The sequence below is a fragment of the Cryobacterium sp. TMT2-18-2 genome (assembly GCF_004402245.1).
In the GTDB taxonomy this organism is placed as follows: domain Bacteria; phylum Actinomycetota; class Actinomycetes; order Actinomycetales; family Microbacteriaceae; genus Cryobacterium; species Cryobacterium sandaracinum.
Map to the genome: position 1 here is coordinate 63,498 of NZ_SOFU01000012.1, position 22,736 is coordinate 86,233.

Below are 22,736 nucleotides of genomic sequence, written 5' to 3' on the forward strand. Positions count from 1 at the left end.
CATTCGATATATCGACGCCGATCGGTTAGTTGGTTGTCTGCCGTTCTGGGCCACGACGTGGCCCCCTGAATTGGACCCACGACCTGGGACCAGTGGATCAACCCCATGGCGATCGCCCCAGAGTCGCGCGACGCCCCCACCAATGCCCCGTCACCTGCGCCGGGACTGAGCGGGCAAGTCCGAGGACTCGTGTGTCCGGGTTGCCCCGCGAACTCCTGCTCGCTTCGCGTGGCCGAAAAATACGAGGAACACCATGAACGCGTACATCACGACCACCTCTCCCCGCGACGGTGATTTCGGTATGCCTATGGCCCATCCGGCAGGATGGGCCATAGGCTCTTTCAACCCAGAGTCGTGCTGAGGGTGCTGTCTATCCCAGGATGCCGCAGGCGGCCGGATCCGTTGCTTCTGCCGGCAGGTTCGGGTCGAGTTCGCTTGCACCTCGGCTGAAGTCATACTCGCCGTTGCCGTTGTAGTCGACGCCATGGATCACGACGACGCCTTCGCCCTCGCGGATGGAATCAGCGATCTCTTTCGCCGTTCCTGTTCCGCTGGGGCCGGGGTATCCGGTTCCCCCCACCTTGGTGATGTGGAGATTGTCGCGGCTGTAGTGGTAGCTGCCGCCCTCAGACACCGGGAACCGGGTGACGTCCAGCAAGCTGGCCGGTGAGGTGTCCCCTGTCGTCGTCAGTGAGACGACGACCGGTCCGTAGGCGGGAATCCCTTCCACGGTGTTCAGGCGACCATCACCGTTGCTGTCCAGAGCGATGGTGGGGCACTCTTGCATCGCCTGGTTGCCGTAGTGAATGTGCTGAGCGTGCGGGGCATCTGGCATCAGCCCGGAGGCGTGCACTTCAATGTGCTTGATCTTCTGGTTGCGAACTGTCGCGGTTGCAGTTCCGGATGCCCCGGATCCGTTGAGTTCCGTGAGGTTCGCGGTCAACGTCACCGTTTTGGGGGTGCGTTCGGATTGCGTGGTCTGCGCTTGAGCTGCTCCGGATCCGAGTACGGCTGCGGCGAACAACGCAACAGTCGAAACTCCGAGAATCCCGATGGAATGTCGTTTCACGATTTACTCCTTGGTCAGCGGTCAACGAGGAATTCCCGTTGATCATTGGTGGTTCGGAGCGGACAGTAATGAGGTTTGGTCATGTAGACAAGGCCGGGTGCGTGTCGGTCATCCGATTCGGTCTCGGAGAGACGACTTCCTCGTCGCAGGTTTGCCGGTCCATCCACAGGGTTCGTGAACTAAGGTTAGCCTTGCCTCAGTGTGACTGCGGGGGCAAACTTCGACCAGAGACAGCCGTGCGCACCGACAAAACATACGATGCATTCCCGCCCGCAAGGATATGCGCGGTAGAACCACTGAGGAGCACCCGACGCGACCCGGTGGGCGGTTTTGAGGCCCTCCGACTCCTCTCCGGCGATCCGTCCGCGACTGCCCTCGTGACCGCGAATGGAACCATAAACTACGCCGAACTGGACGAACTTGTCCGTGACCGGCGTGAATTATTGGGAGACCGCCGCCGACTCGTCATGGTGTCGTGCGCGAACGCCCTGGAGCCCCTGGTGACTTATCTCGCCGCGCTCGCGGCGGGGCATCCAGTTCTCCTCGTCGCAGGCGACGGGGACGAGCCGAGCCAGGAGCGGAACAGGAACGGGCTCCTTGAGCGTTACGACCCCGACGTGGTTTTGGCGCCCGTCGGCGGCGAATGGCGTCTGGATGAGCGACGCGAGGGAAGCCGGCACACGTTGCACCCTGAGCTGGCACTGCTGCTCAGCACCTCGGGCTCGACAGGATCGCCGAAACTCGTTCGGCTGTCACGCGAGAATGTGCGCAGCAACGCGAGAAGCATCGCCGACTACCTCGCCCTGACCGAGCAGGACCGGGCGGCCACAACCCTGCCGATGCACTACTGCTACGGCCTCTCAGTCGTGAACAGCCACCTGATCTCCGGGGCGAGCCTGCTCCTCACCGAGCGTTCTGTGGTCGAGTCTGCATTCTGGAACGAGTTCGACGCGGCAGGGGCCACCTCCTTCGCCGGCGTTCCCTACACCTTCGACCTTCTCGATTCGACCGGATTCGCTGGGCGCCAACATTCGAGCCTGCGCTACATCACTCAGGCCGGCGGCCGGCTCGGCCCCGACCGGGTGCGCGATTACGCCCGGCTGGGGCAAGAACGTGGATTCGACTTCGTCGTCATGTACGGACAGACAGAGGCGACCGCACGGATGGCCTACCTGCCGCCGGAGTTGGCGGCGACCCGGCCTGAATCCATCGGAATCCCGATACCGGGCGGGCAGTTCCGCATCGACGACGCCGACGAGCACTCGGTCGGTAACCTCGTGTACACCGGGCCGAACGTCATGATGGGATACGCGGAGAGCCCGGAGGAACTCGCCGCTGGACCGACAGTGGGGGATCTGCGCACCGGCGATCTAGCCCGCCAGCACGACGACGGACTCTTCGAAATCGTCGGGCGGAGCAGTCGCTTCGTCAAGATATACGGCCTGCGGATCGACCTCGACCGGGTCGAACGGCTCCTTGACGACGACGGTGTCGAAGCGAGGGCGGTGAACCTTGAGGAACGCCTTGTGGTTTTCGTGCGAGAGCGGTGGGCCCTCGGGCTCGTCGCGCCGATCGTCGCGGAGGCGCTTGGCTTGCCCGATCACATCGTCCGGGTGCACCTTGTCGAGGAGTTCCCCCTGACGTCCAGCGGCAAGCCGGACACCGCGAGCCTGCTTCGGGAGGCGGCGGACCTCGAGCGAGAAGTCCCGCTGGTGGATCGCAGAGGGACCGTAACGGCGGAAAATATTCGGGCGCTCTACTCAACCCTCCTTGACCGTCCGGACGCGGTCCTGGACGACAGCTTCGTCGCGCTGCACGGCGACTCGCTCAGCTACGTCGAGGTCTCGGTGCGGCTCGAGCAGATGCTCGGCACGCTCCCCAGGGACTGGCCCGCGAAATCGGCCCGGGAGTTGGCGAGCCGCCGAACCGCACCGTCCGGGGCGCGACCCCGACGGTCGCTGGCGCGCATGGAGACATCCGTAGTGCTGCGGGCTATCGCCATCGCGCTCATCACGGGGACGCACGCCAACCTCTTCCAGATGCAGGGCGGTGCTCACCTGCTGCTCGGAATCCTGGGCTATAACCTGGCCCGATTCCAGTTCGCCGATATACCTCGGCCGGTACGGCTCGGGAAGCTTCTGCGCAGCGCCGTCCAGATCTTCGTCCCGGCCGTGCTGTGGATCGGTGGAGTTGCCCTGATCGGAGGGATGTACGAACCCGCGACGGTCTTCATGCTGCACAACCTGCTCGGCGGCGACGAACGCTGGACGGTGCAATGGCAGTACTGGTTCCTGGAATCCGTCGTGTGGACGATCCTTGGCCTTGCGCTTCTCTTCTGCGTGCCCCAGCTCGACCGGATCGAGCGCCGATACCCCTTCGTCTTCGCGGCGTCCTTCTTTGCGGGGGCGCTTCTGCTTCGTCTGCTGCTGACCGGAGGGGTCGAGGCAGGGCCGACCGAACGTTATTCGCTGCCGTTCGTGCTCTGGCTCATCGCTCTCGGCTGGCTCATCGCGCGTTCCACGGACGTCACTCGGCGGGTGCTGAGCTCTGCGCTCGTCGTGCTCTCCGTTCCGGGCTTCTTCGGCGACCCGGCCCGCGAGGCGATCACGATTGCGGGACTGCTTCTTCTCCTCTGGATTCCGGCCGTCCCCGTCCCGCGGATTCTGGTGTCGGTGCTGAGCGTCACGGCCTCGGCATCGTTGTTCGTATATCTCGTCCATTGGCAGGTCTTCCCGCTTTTCGGGGACGACGTACCGCTGCTCGCCACCCTTGCCTCCTTCGCGGTGGGTATCCTCGCCTGGCGAGGATATTCCGCACTGAGCGCTTGGTGGACCCGTCATCCCGCGGTCGCAACCCGCACGCTTGTGGCCAATGTATTCGCGACAAGAACGTCGGCCGGTCGCCGGCGGTGAGGTTGGGCTGGATGAGTGGGGCATAGTTCGGGGTGAGGTCGGGTGCGGTTAGGAACGCGGGAGACGCCGTCCCCCGATGAGCAGCCAGAAGATCATGGCGGTCTCGCCCACGAAGCCGAACAGGCCGAAGGTCGGGGTGAAGGCGGGTGCCACCACCAGGCCGATGAGGTCGGCAATGTAACCGATGCCGGCGAGACCGATCAGGATTCCAAAGACCTTCGGCATGAAGCCCGAGCGGATCGACAGGTAGGCGATCAGGAGGAGATGCACCCCGAACAGGCCCAGGGCGGTGGTCCAGATCGACGAGAACGACTCGATGTCGGCCAGCGCGGCTTCCGGGGTGTCGAGGTTGGTGAAGGCGACCACGAGCCGGCTGAGGGCGACCATGAACCACCCGGCGAAAGCGATTCTGATCAACCCGGCACCAGCGGAGACGACACTGCTGACGGGCTTGAAGAGCGCGTAGGTGCCGGCGGCGGCGACGACGTCCAGCACGACGACGACACACAGCGCGCCGATCCCGGCGAGCCACAGCGCCGGCGAGGCGGAAATGGCATCGGTCGTCTTTTCCGCATCACCGGCGGTCACGAGGCTGTTGACGGCGATGAAATAACCAAAGATCGAGAGGAACACCATGGCCGTGAGGGCGGTGCCCGTTACGAGCGCTCCGGTCCGCTGTGACCAGCGGAAGGGGTTGAGGGTGGCAGCCGGCGCCGTGGCGCTGGGGGCGGGGTGGAGGTGAGTGGTCATGGCTCGTATCCTTACTGTATCTGTGGCTAGAACTTACGACGTATGTTTATTATGTAAGTAAAATATATGTACGTGGTAAGGTTTGTCAACGAATATGAGTGCAGGAGAGAGACTTGGCAGCAGCACGTGAAGCAGCACCCGCACCTCGAGCTCGTTTGAACCGCGAGCGGGTGATCGCCACCGCCGTTCGCCTTGCCGACACGGAGGGGCTTGAAGCCCTCACGATGCGGCGTCTGGGCGAGGATCTGAACGTGAAGGCCATGTCGATCTATAACCACGTGGCCAACAAGGATGACCTCATCAACGCCATGGCCGATGCGATCTTCGGCGAGATCGAATTGCCGTCACACAGCGATGAGTGGAAGCCGGCAATCCGAAAGCGCTCGATCTCATTCCGGGATGTCCTCGCCCGTCATGCCTGGGCTACGACCGTTCGTGACTCCGGAACGAACCCGGGACCGGGCACCCTCCGCCACCACGACCGGGTGATCGGAACCTTCCGCAACGGCGGTTTCTCGGTTGAGAAGACGGCCCACGCGTTCTCCGCTGTCGACAGCTATATCTACGGGTTCGCGATGCAGGAGAAGAGCCTGCCCTTCACCACGCCGGACGAGACGGCAGCGATGGCCGCGATCATGCTGGCGCAGCTGCCCACAAGCGAGTACCCGTACCTGGCTGAGCTCACGGCCGACCACGTCTTGAAGCCCGGATACTCCTATGGAGATGAATTCCTGGTCGGGCTCGACCTCATACTCGACGGACTCGAGACTCTGCGAGACACCGACTCGGCCTGTGAATGAATGAGGGCGTCATCAGACACACGTGACGGGCACCCATCGACATTCCACGCGGCATCCGCGCCCCGGCCGTCACCTACACGGTGGTGGCGTCATCGACCTGGCCGACGAGCTCCTCGATGATGTCCTCGAGGAACAGAACGCCCGTGGCGACTCCGTCAGCGTCGAACGATGTGGCGACATGCGCGCCGAGGCGCCGCATCGACGCCAGGGCATCTTCGAGCTCGCTGCCCCGGAACACGGAGGCCAGGCGACGGATGCGTTTGGCCGGCACCGGCTCCGTGAACGTGCTCCCGGAGGTGAGGTCCATCACGTCTTTCAGATGCAGGTAGCCCGTGGGCTGCCCGTCGACGTCAGTGAGGATGTACCGGGAGTAGCCGTGCTGGGCGACGGCCTGCTGGATGTCGGCGGGTGACGCGGATGCCGGCAGGCAGACTATTGCGCCGATCGGCACCTCCACGTCGGAGACTCGCTTCAAGGTGAACTCGAACGCGGCGGAGAGGGTGCCCGAAGCATCCGTCAGCAGGCCCTCTCGGGTGGACTGCTCCACGATGCCGGCCACCTCGTCGAGGGTGAACGCGCTGGTCGCCTCATTCTTCGGCTGCACCTTGAACAGGCGCAGCATGCCGTTCGCCAGCCAGTTCAGGCTGACGATCACCGGGCTGAAGATGCGGGCGACGAGGACGAGCGGCGGCGCCAGGATGAGCGCGGCGCGGTCGGGCACGGAGAAGGAGATGTTCTTGGGCACCATCTCGCCGAACACCACGTGCAGGAACGTCACGAGCGCGAGTGCGATAGCGAAGGCGATCACGCTGATCGCGCCCTCAGAGAGTCCGGTCAGGGCCAGCGGGTACTCCAACAGGCCGTGGATGGCCGGCTCGGACACGTTCAGGATCAGCAGCGAACACACGGTGATGCCCAACTGGCTGGTCGCCAGCATCAGGGTCGCGTGTTCCATCGCCCAGAGGGTGGTCTTCGCCGCCTTGTTGCCGCGGGCGGCGAGCGGCTCGATCTGGGACCGGCGGGCCGAGATCACGGCGAACTCGGCGCCCACGAAGAACGCGTTGACGGTCAACAACACGACGAGCCAGATCAGGCCCGGCCAGTACTCACTCATGGGCCAGGTCCTTCTGGATTCGCGTGACGATGCGGTCGTGTCTGGTGGCCAGGCTCGGATCGTGCTCGGGGTCTTCCGGGGTGTAGCGCACGCGCTGAACCTGCACGCCATCGACTCGGTCGATCCGCAGGATGCCCCCGTCGACGGGGACCTCGTCGCCGAGTTCGGGAATGCGGTCGAGCTGATCGGCGATGAAGCCCGCGACGGTCTCGTAGTCGCCGTCCTCGGGCACCGTGACGCCCGTACGATCGAACAGCTCGTCCGGCCGCCAGCCGGCGTCGAACACCACGGAACGCCCCGAACGTATGACGCCGGCTTTCGCCCGGTCATGCTCGTCTTCCAGCTCGCCCACAAGTTCTTCGACGAGGTCCTCGAGAGTGACGATGCCCGCCGTTCCGCCGTATTCGTCCGCGACGACCGCGATCTGGAAGCCCTGCCTGCGCAGCAGGCCCAGGAGCGTGTCGACGGCCATCGACTCGGGCACACGCAGTGCCTCCACCTTCAGCTCGTCGGCGGTGACCCGGTCGCGTTGCGTCAGCTCGACGGCGAAGGCCGCCTTGACGTGGAGCACCCCGACGATGTCGTCGGAATCCCTGTCGATCACGGGGAAGCGGGAGTAGCCGGTGGCCGTGGACAGGGCCAGGATGCTCTCGGCAGAGTCTGTGACCTTGACCGAGGACATCCGTACCCGGGGCGTCATGACGTCGTCGACCGTGTGGTCGGCAAAGCGCAGGGTGCGGTGCAGCATGGCTGCGTGGTCGTTGTCGAGCACGCCTTCCGTCGCCGACCGGCGCACGAGGAAGCTGAGTTCTTCGGCGCTTCGGGCACCCGAGAGTTCCTCTTTCGGCTCGATGCCGACCAGGCGGATCAGAGCGTTGGCGGTGTTGTTGAACAGCAGGATGACGGGCTTGAACACGGCGGTGAACAGGGCCTGCGGGGGCACCACGATCTTTGCCGTGGCCAGCGGCACGGCCAGGGCGAAGTTCTTCGGCACGAGCTCGCCGATCACCATGGAGAACAGGGTGGCCAGCGAAATGGCGGTGATGGTGCCGAGCAGCGGCACGAGTCCTTCGGGCACGCCGGCGCCCGTGAGCGGCCCGGTCAACAGCGAGCTGATGGCGGGCTCGAAGGTGAACCCGGTCAGCAGGGTGGTCAGCGTGATGCCGAGCTGCGCGCTGGACAGGTGCGTGGAGGTGATCTTCAGGGCCCTGATGGTCGGGCCGAGGCGTTTCTCGCCGCGTTCCTGCCGGGCCTCGAGCTCGTTGCGGTTCAGGGTGACCAGGGAGAATTCGGCGGCGACGAAGATGCCCGTTCCGACGGTGAGGAGAAGCCCGACCCCCACCATCGCCCACTCAAACAGCATGTGGCCCCCTCAGATTCGGGCGCAGGATGTCGAGGTGTGGCTGGATGGGCGAGGGTTTATCGGGGTCCATGAGGAGAGCAAGACTATCGGGCGGTGCCCGGTTGTGGCTGGGAAACTGTCGGTTCCGGCCGCCCCAAGCTCGTCGAATAGGCGGTGTTCTGGTCGGCTTCTCCATCATCCGATTCGTGATCTTCGTAGGTTATCTCGCCGAGCTCCGCGGCACCATCGGCGTTGGCGCCGGGCTGGCCATCAACCGGGTGTCCTTTCACGCTCCGATGGCTGAAACCGTGCCGGCTGCGGCTGCTCCGGGCGTTCGGTATGGCGTTGCACGGGGAGCGCCTGCACGAGGCGGGTTCGGGGCGCGAACGTGGAGCTGTTCGCGGTGGTGGCCGTCGCGGCGCTGCTTGCCCCGATCTAGCGGCCGGCCGGCCGATGGCCGAGCACGACATCGATCGCTCGAAGCCGAACACGGCTCCGGAGCACAAAGCGAGGGAAGGCCGGCCGAGCTGAGTCCGAGGCCCTGCGCCTCGTTCCGCCGTCGATGAACCGAGGCCACTCGGTGCGGTCGGCTCGATGCGGCGGGAGACGGTGCCGGAGGTCGCTGGGCGCGCGTGTGGCGATCCTGTGGCGCCCCCCCGGGGTACGGAAGGCATTGTGCGAGTATCGCCGCCGCGCTCGCCCGCGCCGTCGCCGGCACGTTTCCGGCTCGGTGCGCCGGTTAGAAGATCATCGGGCGGTCGTCGTCCTCGCCCTCGAGGGCCAGCTCCACGACCACGGGAACGTGGTCGCTCGGCGCATCACCCTTGCGCTCATTGCGGTGGATGCTCGCCGCGGTCACCAGTTCCGCGAACGCAGGGGAGCCGAGGATGAAGTCGATCCGCATGCCCTCGTTGCGGGGGAACCGCAGCTGTTTGTAATCCCAGAAGGTGTAACCCTCCGGAGCCAGCGGGCGCACCACATCGAGGATGCCCTCTGCCTCGAACGCGCGGAACGCGGTTCGCTCGGGCTCGGAGATGTGAGTGGATTCGCCGGGAACGAAGCTCGGGTCACCCATGTCACGCTCGAACGGGGCCACGTTCCAGTCGCCCATCAGTGCGAGGGCCAGGTGCGGGTCGCGAGCCAGTTCGTCCCGGGCGTGCGCGCGCAGGCGCTCCAGCCAGTCCAGCTTGTAGGCGAAGTGCGGGTCGTCGATGCCGCGTCCGTTCGGAACGTACAGGCTCCACAACCTCAGGTCCTCCACCGTGACGCCGAGCGCCCGGGCCTCGAGCGGGAGGCCGGGACCCTCCTGGCCCTTCAGAAAGCCGGGCATGCCGGGGAAGCCGGTGGCGACATCCGTCATCTCGTGGCGACTGGCGAACGCGACGCCGTTCCACTGGCTGAGGCCGTGGACGGCCAGCTCGTAGCCGGCGTCCTCGAACGCCTGCGCCGGGAACTGCTCGGGCTTGCACTTGATCTCCTGCATCGCGAGCACGTCGATGTCTTCGCGCACCATCCAGTCGACGACCCGGCCGACTCGGGCACGGATGGAGTTGACGTTCCAAGTGGCGATGCGCATGCTTCCAGCCTATTTGACGGATGCCCGGTGACGGATGCCCCCTGACGGATGCCCCCTGACGGATGCCGCTCGGGCGTTTCCGGGTGGGGAGGGGAGTTCTCGGAGCCGGGAGTGACAGGATCGAACCACAACGAAAGACAGGGCGGTACCCATGACGGATTTGCAGATCGGCTACGCGGCGATGCTGGAGCAGTTCGCTCCCGCGGAGGCGGTGGCCCTGTCGGCCTACGCCGAGGAACACGGGTTCACCGGGGTGATGGCGGCCGACCACTTCCAACCGTGGGTGCCCGCCCAGGGTGAGTCCTCGTTCGTCTGGAGCGTGCTCGCGGCGATCGGTGAGCGCACGAAGGGGGACCTCGGCCCCGGCGTCACCGCGCCCACCTTCCGGTGGCATCCGGCGATGGTGGCGCAGGCCTCCGCGACGCTCGCCTCGATGTACCCCGGCCGGCACTGGCTCGGCCTCGGCTCCGGCGAAGCACTGAACGAGCACATCGTCGGCCAGTATTGGCCGGAAGCCCCCGAGCGCATCAACCGCATGTTCGAGGCCATTGAGATCATCTCCAAGCTGTTCACCGCCTCCATCGCAGGCAAGGACGTCAAGCACTCCGGCCAGTTCTACAAGCTCGAGTCGACCCGGCTCTGGACCATGCCCGAGGTGGCCCCGGAGATTCTCGTCGCCACCGCCGGCCCGGTCACGGCCAAGCGCGCCGGGCGTCACGCCGACGGCCTGATCACGGTCGGAGCCCCGCTGGAAAAGATCTCGATGCTGTTCGGCAAGTTCGACGACGGCGCCCGGGATGGCGGCAAGGACCCGGCCGCTATGCCCAAGGTGCTGCAGCTGCACATGAGCTGGGCCGAAACCGACGAGGAGGCCATGCGGAACGCCCTGATCGAGTGGCCGAACGGTGGGATGAAGTTCCCGAAGGGGGATATCCGTTCACCGTTCGAATTCGAGCAGATCGCCAAACTCGTTCGCCCCGAGGACTTCGAGGGCCGCATGATCATCTCGGCCGACCCCGACGACCACCGGGCCTACATCCAGAAGTTCGTCGACCTCGGCTTCGACCGCATCTATCTGCACAACGTGGGCCGCAACCAGCGCCAGTGGATCGACGTTTTCGGCGCATCCGTGCTGCCGAAGCTCGTGCGCTAGTGGTGCCAGAACCAACCGGCCTGCACGTTTTCGTGCTGGAGGGCATCGGTGAGGTCGAGGCCGGCGCAGACCTCGCTGCGCTCATCGCCGACGCGGCAGGCAACCGCCTGCGCGACGGCGACATTCTCGCGGTGACAAGCAAGATCGTGTCAAAGGCCGAGGGCCGCCAGATGCGGGCGGCCGATCGGGAGCAGGCGATCACCGACGAGACGGTGCGGGTCGTCGCGACCCGCGCCTTTCCCGGCGGGATGACGCGGATCGTCGAGAACCGCCAGGGCCTGGTGATGGCCGCGGCCGGCGTCGACGCGAGCAACACCCCCGACGGGTTCGTGCTGCTCCTTCCCGTCGATCCGGATGCTTCCGCGCGCGCCCTCTGCACAGCCCTCCACGAACGCACCAGCCTGCGGCTCGGCGTGCTGATCACCGACACCGTCGGGCGCCCGTGGCGTGAGGGCCAGACCGACATCGCGATCGGCGCCGCCGGAGTCACGGTTCTCGACGACCTGCGCGGCACGACCGATGCGACCGGTCGGCGCCTCGACGTGACCGTCGCCGCGGTCGCCGATGAGATCGCCGGCGCGGCCGATTTGGTGAAGGGCAAGACCAGCGGCAACCCGGTCGCTGTCGTGCGCGGGCTCCGTCGCCTCGTGGGCGAGCCCGACGAAGCGGATGCGCGCGGAGCGACCCGGCTGCTGCGGCCGAGCGAGAACGACATGTTCCGGCTGGGGAGCGCCGAGGCGCACGCCGAGGGTTTCTCGGAAGGGTACGCGGCGGGGCTGGCCGCTGCCGCCGTCGACGCGGCATCCGTCGTGTCCGTCACCGAATGAGCTGGGTGGCGATCGTGCCCGTCAAGGGCAACCCCGGGGCGAAGAGCCGGCTGGGCAAGCGGCCCGATCGGGCCGGGCTGGCGGATGCCTTCGCTCTCGACACCGTCGCGGCCCTGCTGGCGGCGAATGGTGTCGACCGGGTGCTGGTCGTCACGGGCGACGGTGAACTGTCGGGTCGGCTGGCCGAGCTCGGGGTCGACATCGTGCGCGAGGCCCCGGCGCGCGAATCGATCCTGCCCGCGGACCCGTTGAACGCGGCAATCCGGCAGGGGCTGATGGTTGCCCGCGGGGCATTTCCGGAGGCGAACCTGGCCGTGCTGACCGGCGATCTGCCGGCGCTGACGCCCGCGGATGTCGAGCGCACTCTGCACCTCGCCGCCGCGCACGATCGCAGTTTGGTGCCCGACGCGGCCGGAACCGGAACCACGACTCTGCTCGCGCTCGCCGGAATCCTGATCGAGCCTCGGTTCGGGGTTGGGTCTCGGGCGGCCCATGAGGCCGCCGGCCATGTGCCGCTCCTGCTGGCGGCATCCGTTTCAATCCGTCACGACGTCGATACCGCCGCCGACCTTGCGGTGGCGCAGCGGCTCGGCGTCGGGCCGCACACCCTCCGGGTCGTCGAGGCCCCGGGGTCGGCCGCCGCCCGCTGATCGGCGCGTCGCTACAGTCGGAGATTTTTCGCACAACGCCGGGTGAGCGGGCGCCGCGAACGGCGTGTCACGAAAATCTTCGAGGCTACGTGTCCGCCCACTGCCGCTCAGACGAAGGAGAAGGTGCCGCGAGCGAGGGCGACCGCGTCCGCCGCTAGCCGCATGGTTGTCGCGGCATCCCGCATCCAGAGCGGCACGGCGACCGAATAGATGCCGGCGGCCGCCAGCGCCGGCAGCGCACCGGCATCCGTCTCGTCCACCAGCCACCCGTCGAGCACGCCGCCCGCGGCGCGGGAGCCGTAGTGCAGGCCCACGGCCTCGGCCGAAGTCTCGACGCCGATGGTGTGCAGGCAGGCGTCGGCCATGCCGCGCACGGCCGCGCCCGCGATGATCGGCGAGACGCCGACCACCGCGGCGGCGCTGGAACGCAGGGCGTCCCGGATACCCGGTACGGCGAGGATCGTACCGACCGAGACGACCGGGTTCGACGGCGGCAGGATCACCAGGTCGGCCGTCAGGATGGCGTCGACGACGCCCGGCGCGGGCACGGCGGCCTCACGTCCGACCTGCACGAACTCGGTCACCGGGACGCCGGCGCGATAGCGCACCCACCACTCCTCGAAGTGGATCAGCTCGCCGGCCCGGTGCTCATCGGCATCCATAGCCAGTCGGGCATGTGTCTCGACGGGGATGTCGCTCATCGGCAGCAGGCGCGCCCCGGGCTGCCAGCGGCGGCAGAGGAACTCGGTGGCCTCGCTCAGCGTGGAGCCGTTCCGGAGCAGGTCGCTGCGCACGATGTGGGTGGCCAGATCCAGGTCGCCGAGCGTGAACCAGGACCAGCCACGCCCGTAGGCGGCGATCTCAGCGGAGGCGCGGCGGGACTCCTCGGGCCGCCCCCAGCCCTGTTCCTCGTTGATGCCTCCGCCGAGGGTGTACATCACGGTGTCGAGGTCTGGGCAGATGCGCAGCCCGTCCAGCCACATGTCATCGCCCGTGTTCACGATCACCGTCACCGTCGCCTCCGGCTCGGTTGCCGCCAGGTGCTTCAGCAGCCCGCGGGTGAACCGGGCGCCGCCGATGCCGCCGGCCAGAACAGTGATGGTCGTCATCGGTGCGCTCTTTCGTGCTGGGTGACTTCGGGTTCACGGGGAGGCGGGAAGGCCGGAATCGGCGTGGATGGAGAGAACACGATCACCGGATGCCCGCCGCGCGGATGGGGGATCACGTCGCAGTCCACGCCGTAGACCTCCGCGATGGTCGCCGGCCGCAACACCGCCTTGGGGGTTCCGGCCGCGACCAGTCGCCCGTGGTGCAGCAGCAGGATCTGGTCGCAGAACGCGGCGGCCAGATTCAGGTCGTGCAGGGCCATGATCGCGGTCAGGCCCGTGCCGGCCGCGCCCGCGCAGAGCCCGCGCACCTGCCCGAGCAGTCCGAGCTGGGCGCTCACATCGAGGTGGTTGTTCGGCTCGTCCAGCAGCAGCAGACTCGGCCGCTGCGCCAACGCTCGGGCGATCTGCGCGCGCTGCTGCTCGCCGCCGCTGAGCGTATGCCACGCCCGATCGGCGAGGTCGCTGCCGCCGACCACGGCGAGTGATTCCTCGGCCACCCGGTGGTCGTCGTCGTCGCCGAAGCTGCCGAGCACCCGGCTGCGGTGCGGGATCCGGCCGAGGAGCACGACCTCGCGCACCGTGAGGTCGACGCTGGGCGCGGCGTTCTGCTCGAGCAGCGCCACCCGCCGGGCGGTCTCGCGCCGCGACAGACCGGACCCTCTGCCGGAGCGCGCTCCGTCGAGTTCGACGCCGCCGGCATCCGGCGTCTCCAGCCCTGCGATCAGGCGCAACAGGGTGGACTTGCCGGCCCCGTTGGGTCCGAGCAGGCCGGTCACCGCGCCCGTGGGCACGACCGCCGACACATCGGTCAGAATCGGGGTGCCGTCGACCTGGAACGACACCCGGTCGAGGATCACGACCATGCTGCGGCCCTTCTGCTCTTGATCAGCACGATGAAGACGGGCACGCCGATCAGCGCGGTGATGATGCCCACGGGCAGCTCGCGCGGGTCGAACACCGTGCGGGCGACCGTGTCGGCCACGATCAGGAACAGGGCGCCGAGCACCACGGTCAGCGGCAGCAGGCGGCGGTGGCCGGGCCCGCTCAGGCCGCGCACCAGGTGCGGCAGGATCAGGCCGACGAAGCCGATGGCCCCGCTCACGGCCACCATGGCGCCGGTCAGCAGCGCCACCGCGCCGAGCAGCATCCACCGGGTGCCGTTGACGTTGATGCCGAGGGATGCCGCGGCGATGTCCCCGAAGGTGAATGCGTCCAGACGGGTGGCCGAGAGCACGATCCCGGCGCCGACCACCACGAGGGCGGTGCCCGAGATGACGACGCTCGACCACGAGCTGCCGGCCAGCGAGCCCAGCAGCCAGTTGAGGATCTCCCGGTAGGAGTCGCCCTTGGCTGCCCAGAAGATGATGAAGGACGTGCCGGCCGCACCCAGTTGCGCAATGGCCAGGCCCGAGAGCACCGCCCGCCCGGGCGTGATCGTATTGCCGACCCGCGCGATGCTGAGCGTGGCGACGAGGGCTGCCAACGCGCCGAGGAACGCCGCGGCCGGCAGCGCCACCGCGACGCCGAGAACGATCACACAGACCGCGCCGAGAGAGGCCCCGCTCGACAGCCCGAGCAGGTAGGGGTCCGCCAGCGGGTTGCGAGTCACCGACTGCATCACCGCGCCGCAGAGCGCGAGCCCCGCGCCGACCGCGGCCGCCGTCAGCACGCGCGGCAGGCGCAGCTGCCACACGATCGAGTCGGTCAGCGGCGCCACCCCGGCGGCGCCCGGCAGGCCGAGGTGCCGGGCGAGGCTCGCGGCGACATCCGTCAGGCTCACGTCGGCCGGACCGATGGTCACGGCCAGCCCCGCCGTGAGCACGAGGGCCAGGACCGACAGGGCGAGCCAGCCCAGGTAGCGCGCGCGCCCGGCCACGCGACGGCTCTGGGCCGCCGTGCGTTCCGGCTGCTGCAGCTCCACCCGATCCACCCGATCCACCTGCCTCGCCTGTTCCGTCGTGTCTGTCCTGGTGGTGCTGTCCTGTCGTGCGTCGTGCGTCGTGCGTCCTGCTCTGGCGCCGGTCGCTAGCCGGCCGTCGTCTACTCGAGCGCGTCGAGCTGTTCGATGGTTGACGCGGCGGCGTCGACGTTGCGGATGCCGGCCTCGGTGGCCGCGAACGGCAGCACGATGTAGCGCTGGTTCTTCACGGCGTCGAGTTGCTGCGTGGCCGGGTTCGTCTCGAGGTTCGCGATCTTCGACTCCGCGGTGTTCCATATGGCGTCGACGAGCACGATCACGCCCGGGTTCGCCTCGATGACCGACTCCCACCCGACCGAGGTCCAGGTGTCCTGCACGTCGGCGAACACATTGGTCAGGCCTGCGGCCGCCATGATCATGTTGGGTGAGCCGATGCCGGCGCCCACGTAGGGCGTGTCGGTGCCGCTGGAATACCAGAGCGCGGTGGTGTCCGCGGCGGCGGGGTCAAGGGCCGCGAGGGTCTTCTGCTGGTCGGCGACCAGGTCGGCCGCGGCCTTTTCGGCGCCGAAGATCGCGCCGGCCTCGGTGATCTCGGCGAACACGGAGTCGAAAGTGAGAGGGTCAGGCATGTAGCCCTCACCCTTGCAGGCGGCGGGGGATACGTAGCTGCCGATGCCGAGGTCGGTGAGGCTCTGGCGTTCGCCCACGCCCTCGGCTGAGAAGTTGGACTCCCAGCCGCCGTAGACGAAGTCGGGCGTGAGTCCGAGCACGGCCTCCTGGCCGGGCACGAAGTCGCTGACCACGTTCAGATCGCCGCCAGCCTTTGCGAGGGATGCCGGCAGCGGGCCGTCGAGGAACGCCGAGCCCACGATGCGATCGCCGAGGTCCAGTGCGAGCAGCAGCTCTGTCGTGGACGACTTGATCGTCACGATCCGTTCGGGTGCGGCTTCCACGGTCACGTCGGTGCCGCAGTTGTCGATCGTGATCGGGTAGCCCCCACGCGTGCCGGCGCTCGCGCCCGGCGCGGCACTGGGCGCGGCGGCGGGACTCGCCGCAGCGCATCCGCTCGACAGCAGGGCAGCCGCAGCAACGACCACCAGCAGGGGACCACGGAACAAACGTAATTGGGACATGTTACCGATCCGGTTCAGGGTTGCGAGAGCTGGTGAATCGTCGGTATGCGCGCGCCACAGCGACGATTCACCCGCTCTGGCGAGCACAGGGAGAACTGCGGGGCAGGAAGGGTGCGACCGAGCATGTGTCGGCGACCTGCCGCCCAAGTCGGGGCCGGCTCAACCGGTCAGAGCCAACCGGCGGTCTTCTTTCAGCCTAGGCCAGAACTCCGGCGCGGCCCATCCCGGGCGAGCGGGGCATGAGGCGACGGATGTCCGGCGCGCCCCGGATACTCGATGCGGCCAGTCGCCGGGCCGGGGTGAGTCAGTCTCGTCCTCCGCTTAGTTGAAGACCATTCCGCCGTCGACCAGAATCGACTGTCCAGTGATGTAGCCGGAGTCGGGGCCAGCCAGGAACGAAACGACCCCCGCGACCTCGGACGCTTCGGACAGGCGGGCGAGGGCGATGCCGTTCGTGAACTGATCCCAGCCCCACTCTTCCGACTGGCCCGCGTCGGCTGCCACCTTTTTCGCGAGCTCCTCCATGAGGGGCGTCTTCACGATGCCGGGAGCAAAGGTGTTGACCGTGATGCCGAATTGGGCCAGGTCCTTGGCGGCTGTCTGGGACAGGCCACGAATGGCGAACTTGGTGGCCGAGTACAACGCGATGCCGGGGTTCCCGACATGACCGGCCTGGGACGCAGCGCTGATGATCTTGCCACCGTGGCCGAGCTCTTTGAACGCCTTGGTGGCTGCCTGAATGCCCCACACCACGCCGTTGAAGTTGATGGAAAATATCTGTGCGATGCTTTCCTGGGTGATGTCATCGAGTGGAGACGTGGGGGCGATGCCGGCGTTGTTGACGATGACGTCGAAGCCGCCGAGCTCCGTGACAGCCTGCTCGACCGCGGCAAACACGCTGTCTCGGTCGGAGACATCGACGTGCAGCGCGAGTGCTCCGCCCTCCTTACCTCCCAGGGAATCTGCAACTGCGCCTGCGGTCGCACGGTTCAGGTCGGCGATGGCGACCTTGAAGCCGTCAGCGTGGAGCCGCTCAGCAATGGCCTGACCAATTCCCTGTCCACCACCGGTAACGAGTGCGACTTTTCCGTTTTCTGTGCGTGCCATGGTGTGGATTCCAATCTCGATTATTCACAACCTGCCGGCGAGTCGATGACGTCATGTCAAAGCAGGACAGGAGTTTTACTGATCCGATACGCACGGCGCCAGCAGCGCGGCGCGCACCGAAAATTTCCGGCGTCGTCGCGGCGGATGAGTGGCCCCGACGGCGAACCTCTCGGGGTGAACTGAGACGTCCCCGTTTTCTGTGTCGAAGTTGTCCGAGAACTCCAGCAGCGGACGAGGCATTACCCCCATTGTAGGCGCGATCGAGTGATACTCGGTCGGCCAGTGCCTCCGTGCTGGGCCGCGACGATAACGGTTTGCATGAATCCTTGCCACCGGCAGATTCACTCGACAGGATGATAAACGCGTTGGTCACACAGAGAAACAGCACCAAATGTTTGCGTCGAAGAATAACAAGCCCGGACGCTGTCGTTCGGCTTGACGTTGTTCCGTCACTGGCGAATGTGGAGACAAGATGACTGTAGTTCGGGCCGCAATCACCCAGACCGAGTGGACGGGCGATCAGGAGTCGATGATCCAGAAGCACGAGGGATTCGTGCGCACCGCCGCCGAAGCGGGAGTGCAGGTGATCTGCTTCCAGGAGCTGTTCCACGGCCCCTACTTCGGCATTGTGCAGGACGCCACGTACTACGACTACGCGCAGAGCGTGCCGGGACCGCTCGTGGAGCGGTTCCAGAAGCTCGCCGCCGAGCACACGATGGTGATCGTGCTCCCCATCTACGAGGAGGAGCAGCCCGGGGTGCTCTACAACGCGGCCGCCGTGATCGACGCCGACGGCACCTACCTCGGCAAGTACCGCAAGCACCACATCCCCCACCTGCCCCAGTTCTGGGAGAAGTTCTACTTCCGCCCCGGGAACGCCGACTACCCCGTCTTCGACACCATGGTCGGCAAGATCGGCGTCTACATCTGCTACGACCGGCACTTCCCGGAGGGCTGGCGCGTGCTCGGCCTGAACGGCGCCGAGATCGTCTTCAACCCCTCGGCCACCAAGCCCGGCCTCTCGAACCGGCTCTGGGAGCTCGAGCAGCCGGCCGCCGCCGTCGCCAACCAGTACTACATCGGCGCCAACAATCGCATCGGTACCGAGACCGAGGAGTTCGGCGCCGACGCCGTCACCTTCTACGGAAGCTCCTACTTCGTCGACCCGCGCGGCAACTACGTCGGCGAGGTGGCCTCCACCGACACCGAGGAGGTCGTCATCCGCGACCTCGACCTGGGTGTCATCCGAGAGGTGCGCAACTCGTGGCAGTTCTACCGGGACCGCCGTCCTGACTCCTACGGCCCGATCGCCCGGCCGTAGCCAGGGGTGCATTGTGACGATCCTGATCCAGAACGGCACCGTGGTCAGCGCGACCGGCCGGGTGCGGGCGGATGTCCTCATCGACGGCGAGATCATCGTCGCCGTGCTGGCACCGGGCTCGGCCCTCCTCGGGAACGACCTCGCCGCATCCGTCGACCGTGTGATCGACGCCACCGGCAAGTACGTGATCCCCGGCGGCGTCGACGCGCACACCCACATGCAGCTGCCGTTCGGCGGCACCGCGGCCAGCGACACCTTCGAGACCGGCACCCGGGCCGCGGCCTGGGGCGGCACCACCACCATCGTCGACTTCGCGGTGCAGAGCTACGGCCAGCGGGTCTTCGACGGTTTGGCGGCCTGGCACGAGAAGGCGGCCGGCAACTGCGCCATCGACTACGGCTTCCACCAGATCATCGGCGACCTCAACGAGGACTCGCTGCAGGCGATGGACGGGCTGCTGGACGAGGGCATCTCCAGCTTCAAACTGTTCATGGCCTACCCCGGCGTCTTCTACTCGGATGACGCGCAGATCCTGCGCGCCATGCAGAAGTCCGCCGAGACCGGGCTGATGACCATGATGCACGCCGAGAACGGCCCGGCCATCGACGTGCTCGTCACGCAGCTGCTCGCAGAGGGCAAGACCGACCCCTACTACCACGGCGTCGCCCGCGCCTGGCAGCTGGAGGAGGAGGCCACCCACCGCGCGATCATGCTCGCGAACCTCACCGGGGCGCCGCTCTACGTGGTGCACGTGAGCGCCAAGCAGGCCGTGGAGCAGATCGCCGCCGCCCGGGACCACGGCCAGAACGTGTTCGGGGAGACCTGCCCGCAATACCTCTACCTGTCGCTCGAGGAGAATCTCGGGGCACCCGGGTTCGAGGGCGCGAAGTGGGTCTGCTCCACGCCGCTGCGCTCGCGGGCCGAGGGCCACCAGGACCACCTGTGGCAGAGCCTGCGCACCAACGACATCCAGATGGTCTCCACCGACCACTGCCCGTTCTGTATGAAGGGGCAGAAAGAGCTGGGCCTCGGCGACTTCTCGAAGATCCCGAACGGCATCGGCTCGGTCGAGCACCGCCTGGACCTGCTCTACCAGGGCGTCGTCAACGGCCGCATCTCGCTCGAACGCTGGGTGGAGATCACCGCGACCACCCCGGCACGGATGTTCGGGCTGTACGGCAAAAAGGGGGTCATCCAGCCGGGCGCCGACGGCGACATCGTGATCTACGACCCGAACGGCCACACCTCGATCGGCCTGCCCGTCAACGGGAATGGCAAGACCCACCACATGAACATGGACCACTCCGCCTGGGAAGGCTACGAGATCGACGGTCACGTCGACACCGTTCTGTCCCGCGGCAAGGTCATCATCGACGACAACTCCTATCTCGGCTCCACGGGTGACGGCCGGTTCGTCAAGCGCGGCCTGAGCCAGTACCTGATCTAGGCGGGACCCCAGATGGACTTCGGAGCAGTGCTGCAGACCAACCCCCCATCCGCCCGCACCGTGCACCTGGCCAAACTGGCCGAGGCGCACGGCTTCAGCCACGTCTGGACGTTCGACTCGCATCTGCTCTGGCAGGAGCCCTACGTCATCTACAGCCGGATCCTCGCTGAGACGGACAGGATCATCGTCGGACCCATGGTCACGAACCCGGGCACCCGCGACTGGACGGTCACAGCCTCCACCTACGCGACGCTGAACGAGATGTACGGCAACCGCACCATCTGCGGCATCGGCCGCGGGGATTCGGCGGTACGGGTCATCAACGGAACCCCCACGACCCTGAAGACGCTGCGCGAGTCGGTGCATGTGATCCGGGAACTCGCGAACTCCCGGTCGGTCGAATACAACGGCGCGACCCTGCAGTTCCCGTGGAGCCGCGGCTCCACCCTCGATGTGTGGGTGGCGGCCTACGGGCCCCTCGCGCTCAAACTCGCGGGCGAGGTCGGCGACGGTTTCATCCTGCAGATGGCCGATCTCGACGTGGCCGAGTGGATGATCAAGACCGTGCGGGAGGCCGCGGCGAAATCCGGCCGCGACCCGATGGCGGTCAAGTTCTGCGTGGCCGCGCCCATGTACATCGGCGACAATTGGGGCCACATGCGCAACCAGTGCCGCTGGTTCGGCGGCATGGTCGGCAATCACGTGGCTGACATCGTCGCCAAGTACGGCACCGAATCTTCTGTGCCGAAGGCCCTCACCGACTACATCATTGGCCGGCAGGATTACGACTACAACGAGCACGGCCGTCCCGGAAACGCGCACGCCGAATTCGTGCCCGACGAGATCATCGACCGGTTCTGTCTGCTCGGCACCGCGAAGGACCACATCGAGAAGCTCGAGGCCCTGCGCGCCATCGGCGTCGACCAGTTCGCCGGCTACCTGCAACACGACAACAAGGAAGAAACGATGCGCGTCTACGGGGAGACCGTGATCCCGGCGATGACCGAGCCCATCGTGGCAAAGAAATGACCCGATCCAGGTGAATGGTGCAGACTTCAAGCCGATCGAGGTCACACTGAAGGTGGGCGATCCACGACCTCACCATCTCAACGCAGAGAGAAAGAACCCGATATTCGTGAATGACATCACTTCCCCGAGCGCCACGGCCAGCCGCAACGAGCTCGCCTACGACCTTGACCGGGCGCACGTCTTCCACTCCTGGTCGGCCCAGGGGGCCCTCAAACCGCTGGTGATCGCCGGCGGGCAGGGCTCCCGGGTCTGGGATTATGACGGGCGCAGCTATCTGGACTTCTCCAGCCAGCTCGTCAACGTGAACATCGGCCACCAGCATCCGGCCGTCACCGCGGCCATCATCGAGCAGGCCGGTCGGCTCACCACGGTGGCGCCCTCCACGGCGACCCTGTCCCGCGGCGAGGCTGCTCAGCGCGTCGTCGAACGGGCGCCGGAGGGCTTCAACAAGGTCTTCTTCACCAACGGCGGGGCGGATGCGATCGAGAACGCGATCCGCATGGCGCGCCTGCACACGGGCCGCGACACGGTGCTCTCCACCTACCGCTCGTACCACGGCAACACGGGCGCGGCCATCGTCGCGACCGGCGACTGGCGCCGCATCCCGAATGAGTTCGCCCGCGGGCACGTGCACTTCTTCGGCCCCTACCTCTACCGCAGCGAGTTCTGGGCGACCAGCCCCGAGCAGGAGTCGGAGCGGGCCCTGCGCCACCTCGAGCACGTGATCCAGAGTGAGGGACCCGCCGGCATCGCGGCCGTGCTGCTGGAATCCATCCCCGGCACCGCCGGCGTGCTCGTGCCGCCGCCCGGCTACCTCGCCGGCGTGCGGGCCCTCTGCGACCGGTACGGCATCATGCTGATCCTCGACGAGGTGATGGCCGGCTTCGGCCGCACCGGCAACTGGTTCGCGTTCGACGGCTTCGACGTGGTGCCGGACCTGATCGCTTTCGCGAAGGGCGTCAACTCCGGTTATGTGCCCACCGGCGGTGTGATCATCTCCGACCCCATCGCCCACGACTTCGACACCACGGTCTATCCCGGCGGACTCACCTATAGCGGACATCCGCTGGCGATGGCGTCGATCGTGGCGGCCCTGGATGCCATGAAGAACGAGGGCATCGTGGAGAACGCCGCCCGAATCGGGCGCGACGTGCTCGCGCCCGGGCTCGCCGAACTGGCGGCCAAGCACCCGATCATCGGAGAGGTGCGCGGGGTCGGCGTGTTCTGGGCGATGGAACTCGTCTCCGACCGGGAGACCCGCCAGCCGCTCAGCGGCGCCGTGATGGGCCGGATCAAATCGGAGCTGCTGGCCCGCAACCTGCTGCCGTTCCTGGCCGAGAACCGCATCCACGTGGTGCCGCCCTGCGTCGTCACCGACGCCGAGGTCGCCGAGGCGCTCACTATCTATGACGAGGTCCTCAGCCTCGACCTGCTCGGCTGACGCCCCGCTCACCCTCACCCCGACTCGATGAAGAGAAT

The 22,736-nt window shown here is 67.0% G+C and carries 19 protein-coding genes; 9 read left to right on the forward strand and 10 right to left on the reverse strand.

Annotation, left to right across the window (positions count from 1 at the left end; all coding sequences use genetic code 11):
* Positions 1 to 370: 370 nt before the first annotated feature.
* Positions 371 to 1,069, reverse strand: a complete 699-nt coding sequence (locus E3O22_RS03985) for a hypothetical protein (RefSeq protein ID WP_134393648.1) — start codon at positions 1,067 to 1,069, stop codon at positions 371 to 373.
* Between the two features lie 377 nt (positions 1,070 to 1,446).
* Between E3O22_RS03985 and E3O22_RS03990 the strand changes: the two genes are divergently transcribed.
* Positions 1,447 to 3,981 carry an AMP-binding protein gene (locus tag E3O22_RS03990; protein WP_166785228.1) on the forward strand — a complete coding sequence of 845 codons (2,535 nt, stop codon included), beginning with the start codon at positions 1,447 to 1,449 and terminating at the stop codon, positions 3,979 to 3,981.
* Positions 3,982 to 4,029: 48 nt separating this feature from the next.
* Here the strand turns inward: E3O22_RS03990 and E3O22_RS03995 are convergent, their stop codons facing one another.
* Entirely contained in the window at positions 4,030 to 4,731 is a 702-nt protein-coding gene (locus E3O22_RS03995; protein WP_134393646.1) for a DUF4386 domain-containing protein, read from the reverse strand.
* A 113-nt stretch (positions 4,732 to 4,844) separates the two neighbouring features.
* Between E3O22_RS03995 and E3O22_RS04000 the strand changes: the two genes are divergently transcribed.
* Complete coding sequence (locus E3O22_RS04000; protein ID WP_198410562.1) at positions 4,845 to 5,531, forward strand: TetR/AcrR family transcriptional regulator; 687 nt, start codon at positions 4,845 to 4,847, stop codon at positions 5,529 to 5,531.
* A 73-nt stretch (positions 5,532 to 5,604) separates the two neighbouring features.
* On the opposite strand, the gene E3O22_RS04005 is transcribed toward E3O22_RS04000, so the two are convergent.
* From E3O22_RS04005 to E3O22_RS04015, 3 genes are all read right to left on the reverse strand, one after another.
* Complete coding sequence (locus tag E3O22_RS04005; RefSeq protein ID WP_134393645.1) at positions 5,605 to 6,645, reverse strand: hemolysin family protein; 1,041 nt, start codon at positions 6,643 to 6,645, stop codon at positions 5,605 to 5,607.
* Entirely contained in the window at positions 6,638 to 8,005 is a 1,368-nt protein-coding gene (locus tag E3O22_RS04010) for a hemolysin family protein (protein ID WP_134393702.1), read from the reverse strand. Before E3O22_RS04010 ends, E3O22_RS04005 begins: the two co-directional genes overlap by 8 nt.
* A 721-nt stretch (positions 8,006 to 8,726) precedes the next feature.
* Positions 8,727 to 9,563, reverse strand: a complete 837-nt coding sequence (locus E3O22_RS04015; protein WP_134393644.1) for an exodeoxyribonuclease III — start codon at positions 9,561 to 9,563, stop codon at positions 8,727 to 8,729.
* A 151-nt stretch (positions 9,564 to 9,714) separates the two neighbouring features.
* On the opposite strand from E3O22_RS04015, the gene E3O22_RS04020 reads away from it, so the two are divergent.
* Genes E3O22_RS04020 through cofC form a run of 3 tightly spaced genes read left to right on the forward strand, consistent with a single transcriptional unit; the run spans position 9,715 to position 12,193 of the window.
* Positions 9,715 to 10,716 (forward strand): TIGR03557 family F420-dependent LLM class oxidoreductase, encoded by a 1,002-nt coding sequence (locus E3O22_RS04020; protein WP_134393643.1) that lies wholly within the window; start codon positions 9,715 to 9,717, stop codon positions 10,714 to 10,716.
* Between the two features lie 2 nt (positions 10,717 to 10,718).
* Positions 10,719 to 11,543, forward strand: a complete 825-nt coding sequence (gene cofE, locus E3O22_RS04025) for a coenzyme F420-0:L-glutamate ligase (RefSeq protein ID WP_198410564.1) — start codon at positions 10,719 to 10,721, stop codon at positions 11,541 to 11,543.
* On the forward strand, positions 11,540 to 12,193 hold the full coding sequence (gene cofC, locus E3O22_RS04030; RefSeq protein WP_134393642.1) for a 2-phospho-L-lactate guanylyltransferase: 654 nt from the start codon (positions 11,540 to 11,542) through the stop codon (positions 12,191 to 12,193). Before cofE ends, cofC begins: the two co-directional genes overlap by 4 nt.
* A gap of 107 nt (positions 12,194 to 12,300) precedes the next feature.
* Here cofC and cofD read toward each other — a convergent pair whose 3' ends face one another.
* From cofD to E3O22_RS04055, 5 genes are all read right to left on the reverse strand, one after another.
* Positions 12,301 to 13,302 carry a 2-phospho-L-lactate transferase gene (gene cofD / locus E3O22_RS04035; protein WP_134393641.1) on the reverse strand — a complete coding sequence of 334 codons (1,002 nt, stop codon included), beginning with the start codon at positions 13,300 to 13,302 and terminating at the stop codon, positions 12,301 to 12,303.
* On the reverse strand, positions 13,299 to 14,165 hold the full coding sequence (locus E3O22_RS04040; protein WP_134393640.1) for an ABC transporter ATP-binding protein: 867 nt from the start codon (positions 14,163 to 14,165) through the stop codon (positions 13,299 to 13,301). Before E3O22_RS04040 ends, cofD begins: the two co-directional genes overlap by 4 nt.
* On the reverse strand, positions 14,156 to 15,178 hold the full coding sequence (locus E3O22_RS04045; RefSeq protein ID WP_134393700.1) for a putative F420-0 ABC transporter permease subunit: 1,023 nt from the start codon (positions 15,176 to 15,178) through the stop codon (positions 14,156 to 14,158). The genes E3O22_RS04040 and E3O22_RS04045 overlap by 10 nt, the downstream gene beginning before the upstream one ends.
* Before the next feature lie 164 nt (positions 15,179 to 15,342).
* The gene (locus tag E3O22_RS04050; RefSeq protein ID WP_134393639.1) at positions 15,343 to 16,353 is read right to left on the reverse strand and encodes a putative F420-0 ABC transporter substrate-binding protein; all 1,011 of its coding nucleotides are present in this window, start codon (positions 16,351 to 16,353) and stop codon (positions 15,343 to 15,345) included.
* A 321-nt stretch (positions 16,354 to 16,674) separates the two neighbouring features.
* On the reverse strand, positions 16,675 to 17,460 hold the full coding sequence (locus tag E3O22_RS04055; protein ID WP_134393638.1) for a (S)-acetoin forming diacetyl reductase: 786 nt from the start codon (positions 17,458 to 17,460) through the stop codon (positions 16,675 to 16,677).
* A 472-nt stretch (positions 17,461 to 17,932) separates the two neighbouring features.
* On the opposite strand from E3O22_RS04055, the gene E3O22_RS04060 reads away from it, so the two are divergent.
* From E3O22_RS04060 to E3O22_RS04075, 4 genes are all read left to right on the forward strand, one after another.
* Positions 17,933 to 18,781, forward strand: coding sequence for a nitrilase-related carbon-nitrogen hydrolase (locus E3O22_RS04060; RefSeq protein WP_134393637.1), 849 nt, complete (start codon positions 17,933 to 17,935; stop codon positions 18,779 to 18,781).
* Between the two features lie 10 nt (positions 18,782 to 18,791).
* On the forward strand, positions 18,792 to 20,228 hold the full coding sequence (gene hydA, locus E3O22_RS04065) for a dihydropyrimidinase (protein WP_134393699.1): 1,437 nt from the start codon (positions 18,792 to 18,794) through the stop codon (positions 20,226 to 20,228).
* Positions 20,229 to 20,240: 12 nt separating this feature from the next.
* Positions 20,241 to 21,257 carry a TIGR03842 family LLM class F420-dependent oxidoreductase gene (locus E3O22_RS04070; RefSeq protein WP_134393636.1) on the forward strand — a complete coding sequence of 339 codons (1,017 nt, stop codon included), beginning with the start codon at positions 20,241 to 20,243 and terminating at the stop codon, positions 21,255 to 21,257.
* A 106-nt stretch (positions 21,258 to 21,363) separates the two neighbouring features.
* A complete protein-coding gene (locus E3O22_RS04075; protein WP_241976504.1) occupies positions 21,364 to 22,698 on the forward strand; it encodes an aspartate aminotransferase family protein in 1,335 nt (444 codons plus the stop codon).
* The last annotated feature ends 38 nt before the right edge of the window (positions 22,699 to 22,736 follow it).

Excerpts from the sequence above, each read along its gene's own strand:
- E3O22_RS03995 (WP_134393646.1), bottom strand. The coding sequence starts at position 4,731 with ATGACCACTCACCTCCACCCCGCCCCCAGCGCCACGGCGCCGGCTGCC.
- E3O22_RS04005 (WP_134393645.1), bottom strand. The coding sequence starts at position 6,645 with ATGAGTGAGTACTGGCCGGGCCTGATCTGGCTCGTCGTGTTGTTGACC.
- E3O22_RS04015 (WP_134393644.1), bottom strand. The coding sequence starts at position 9,563 with ATGCGCATCGCCACTTGGAACGTCAACTCCATCCGTGCCCGAGTCGGC.
- E3O22_RS04020 (WP_134393643.1), top strand. The coding sequence starts at position 9,715 with ATGACGGATTTGCAGATCGGCTACGCGGCGATGCTGGAGCAGTTCGCT.
- cofC (WP_134393642.1), top strand. The coding sequence starts at position 11,540 with ATGAGCTGGGTGGCGATCGTGCCCGTCAAGGGCAACCCCGGGGCGAAG.
- cofD (WP_134393641.1), bottom strand. The coding sequence starts at position 13,302 with ATGACGACCATCACTGTTCTGGCCGGCGGCATCGGCGGCGCCCGGTTC.
- E3O22_RS04040 (WP_134393640.1), bottom strand. The coding sequence starts at position 14,165 with ATGGTCGTGATCCTCGACCGGGTGTCGTTCCAGGTCGACGGCACCCCG.
- E3O22_RS04050 (WP_134393639.1), bottom strand. The coding sequence starts at position 16,353 with ATGTCCCAATTACGTTTGTTCCGTGGTCCCCTGCTGGTGGTCGTTGCT.
- E3O22_RS04055 (WP_134393638.1), bottom strand. The coding sequence starts at position 17,460 with ATGGCACGCACAGAAAACGGAAAAGTCGCACTCGTTACCGGTGGTGGA.
- E3O22_RS04060 (WP_134393637.1), top strand. The coding sequence starts at position 17,933 with ATGACTGTAGTTCGGGCCGCAATCACCCAGACCGAGTGGACGGGCGAT.
- E3O22_RS04070 (WP_134393636.1), top strand. The coding sequence starts at position 20,241 with ATGGACTTCGGAGCAGTGCTGCAGACCAACCCCCCATCCGCCCGCACC.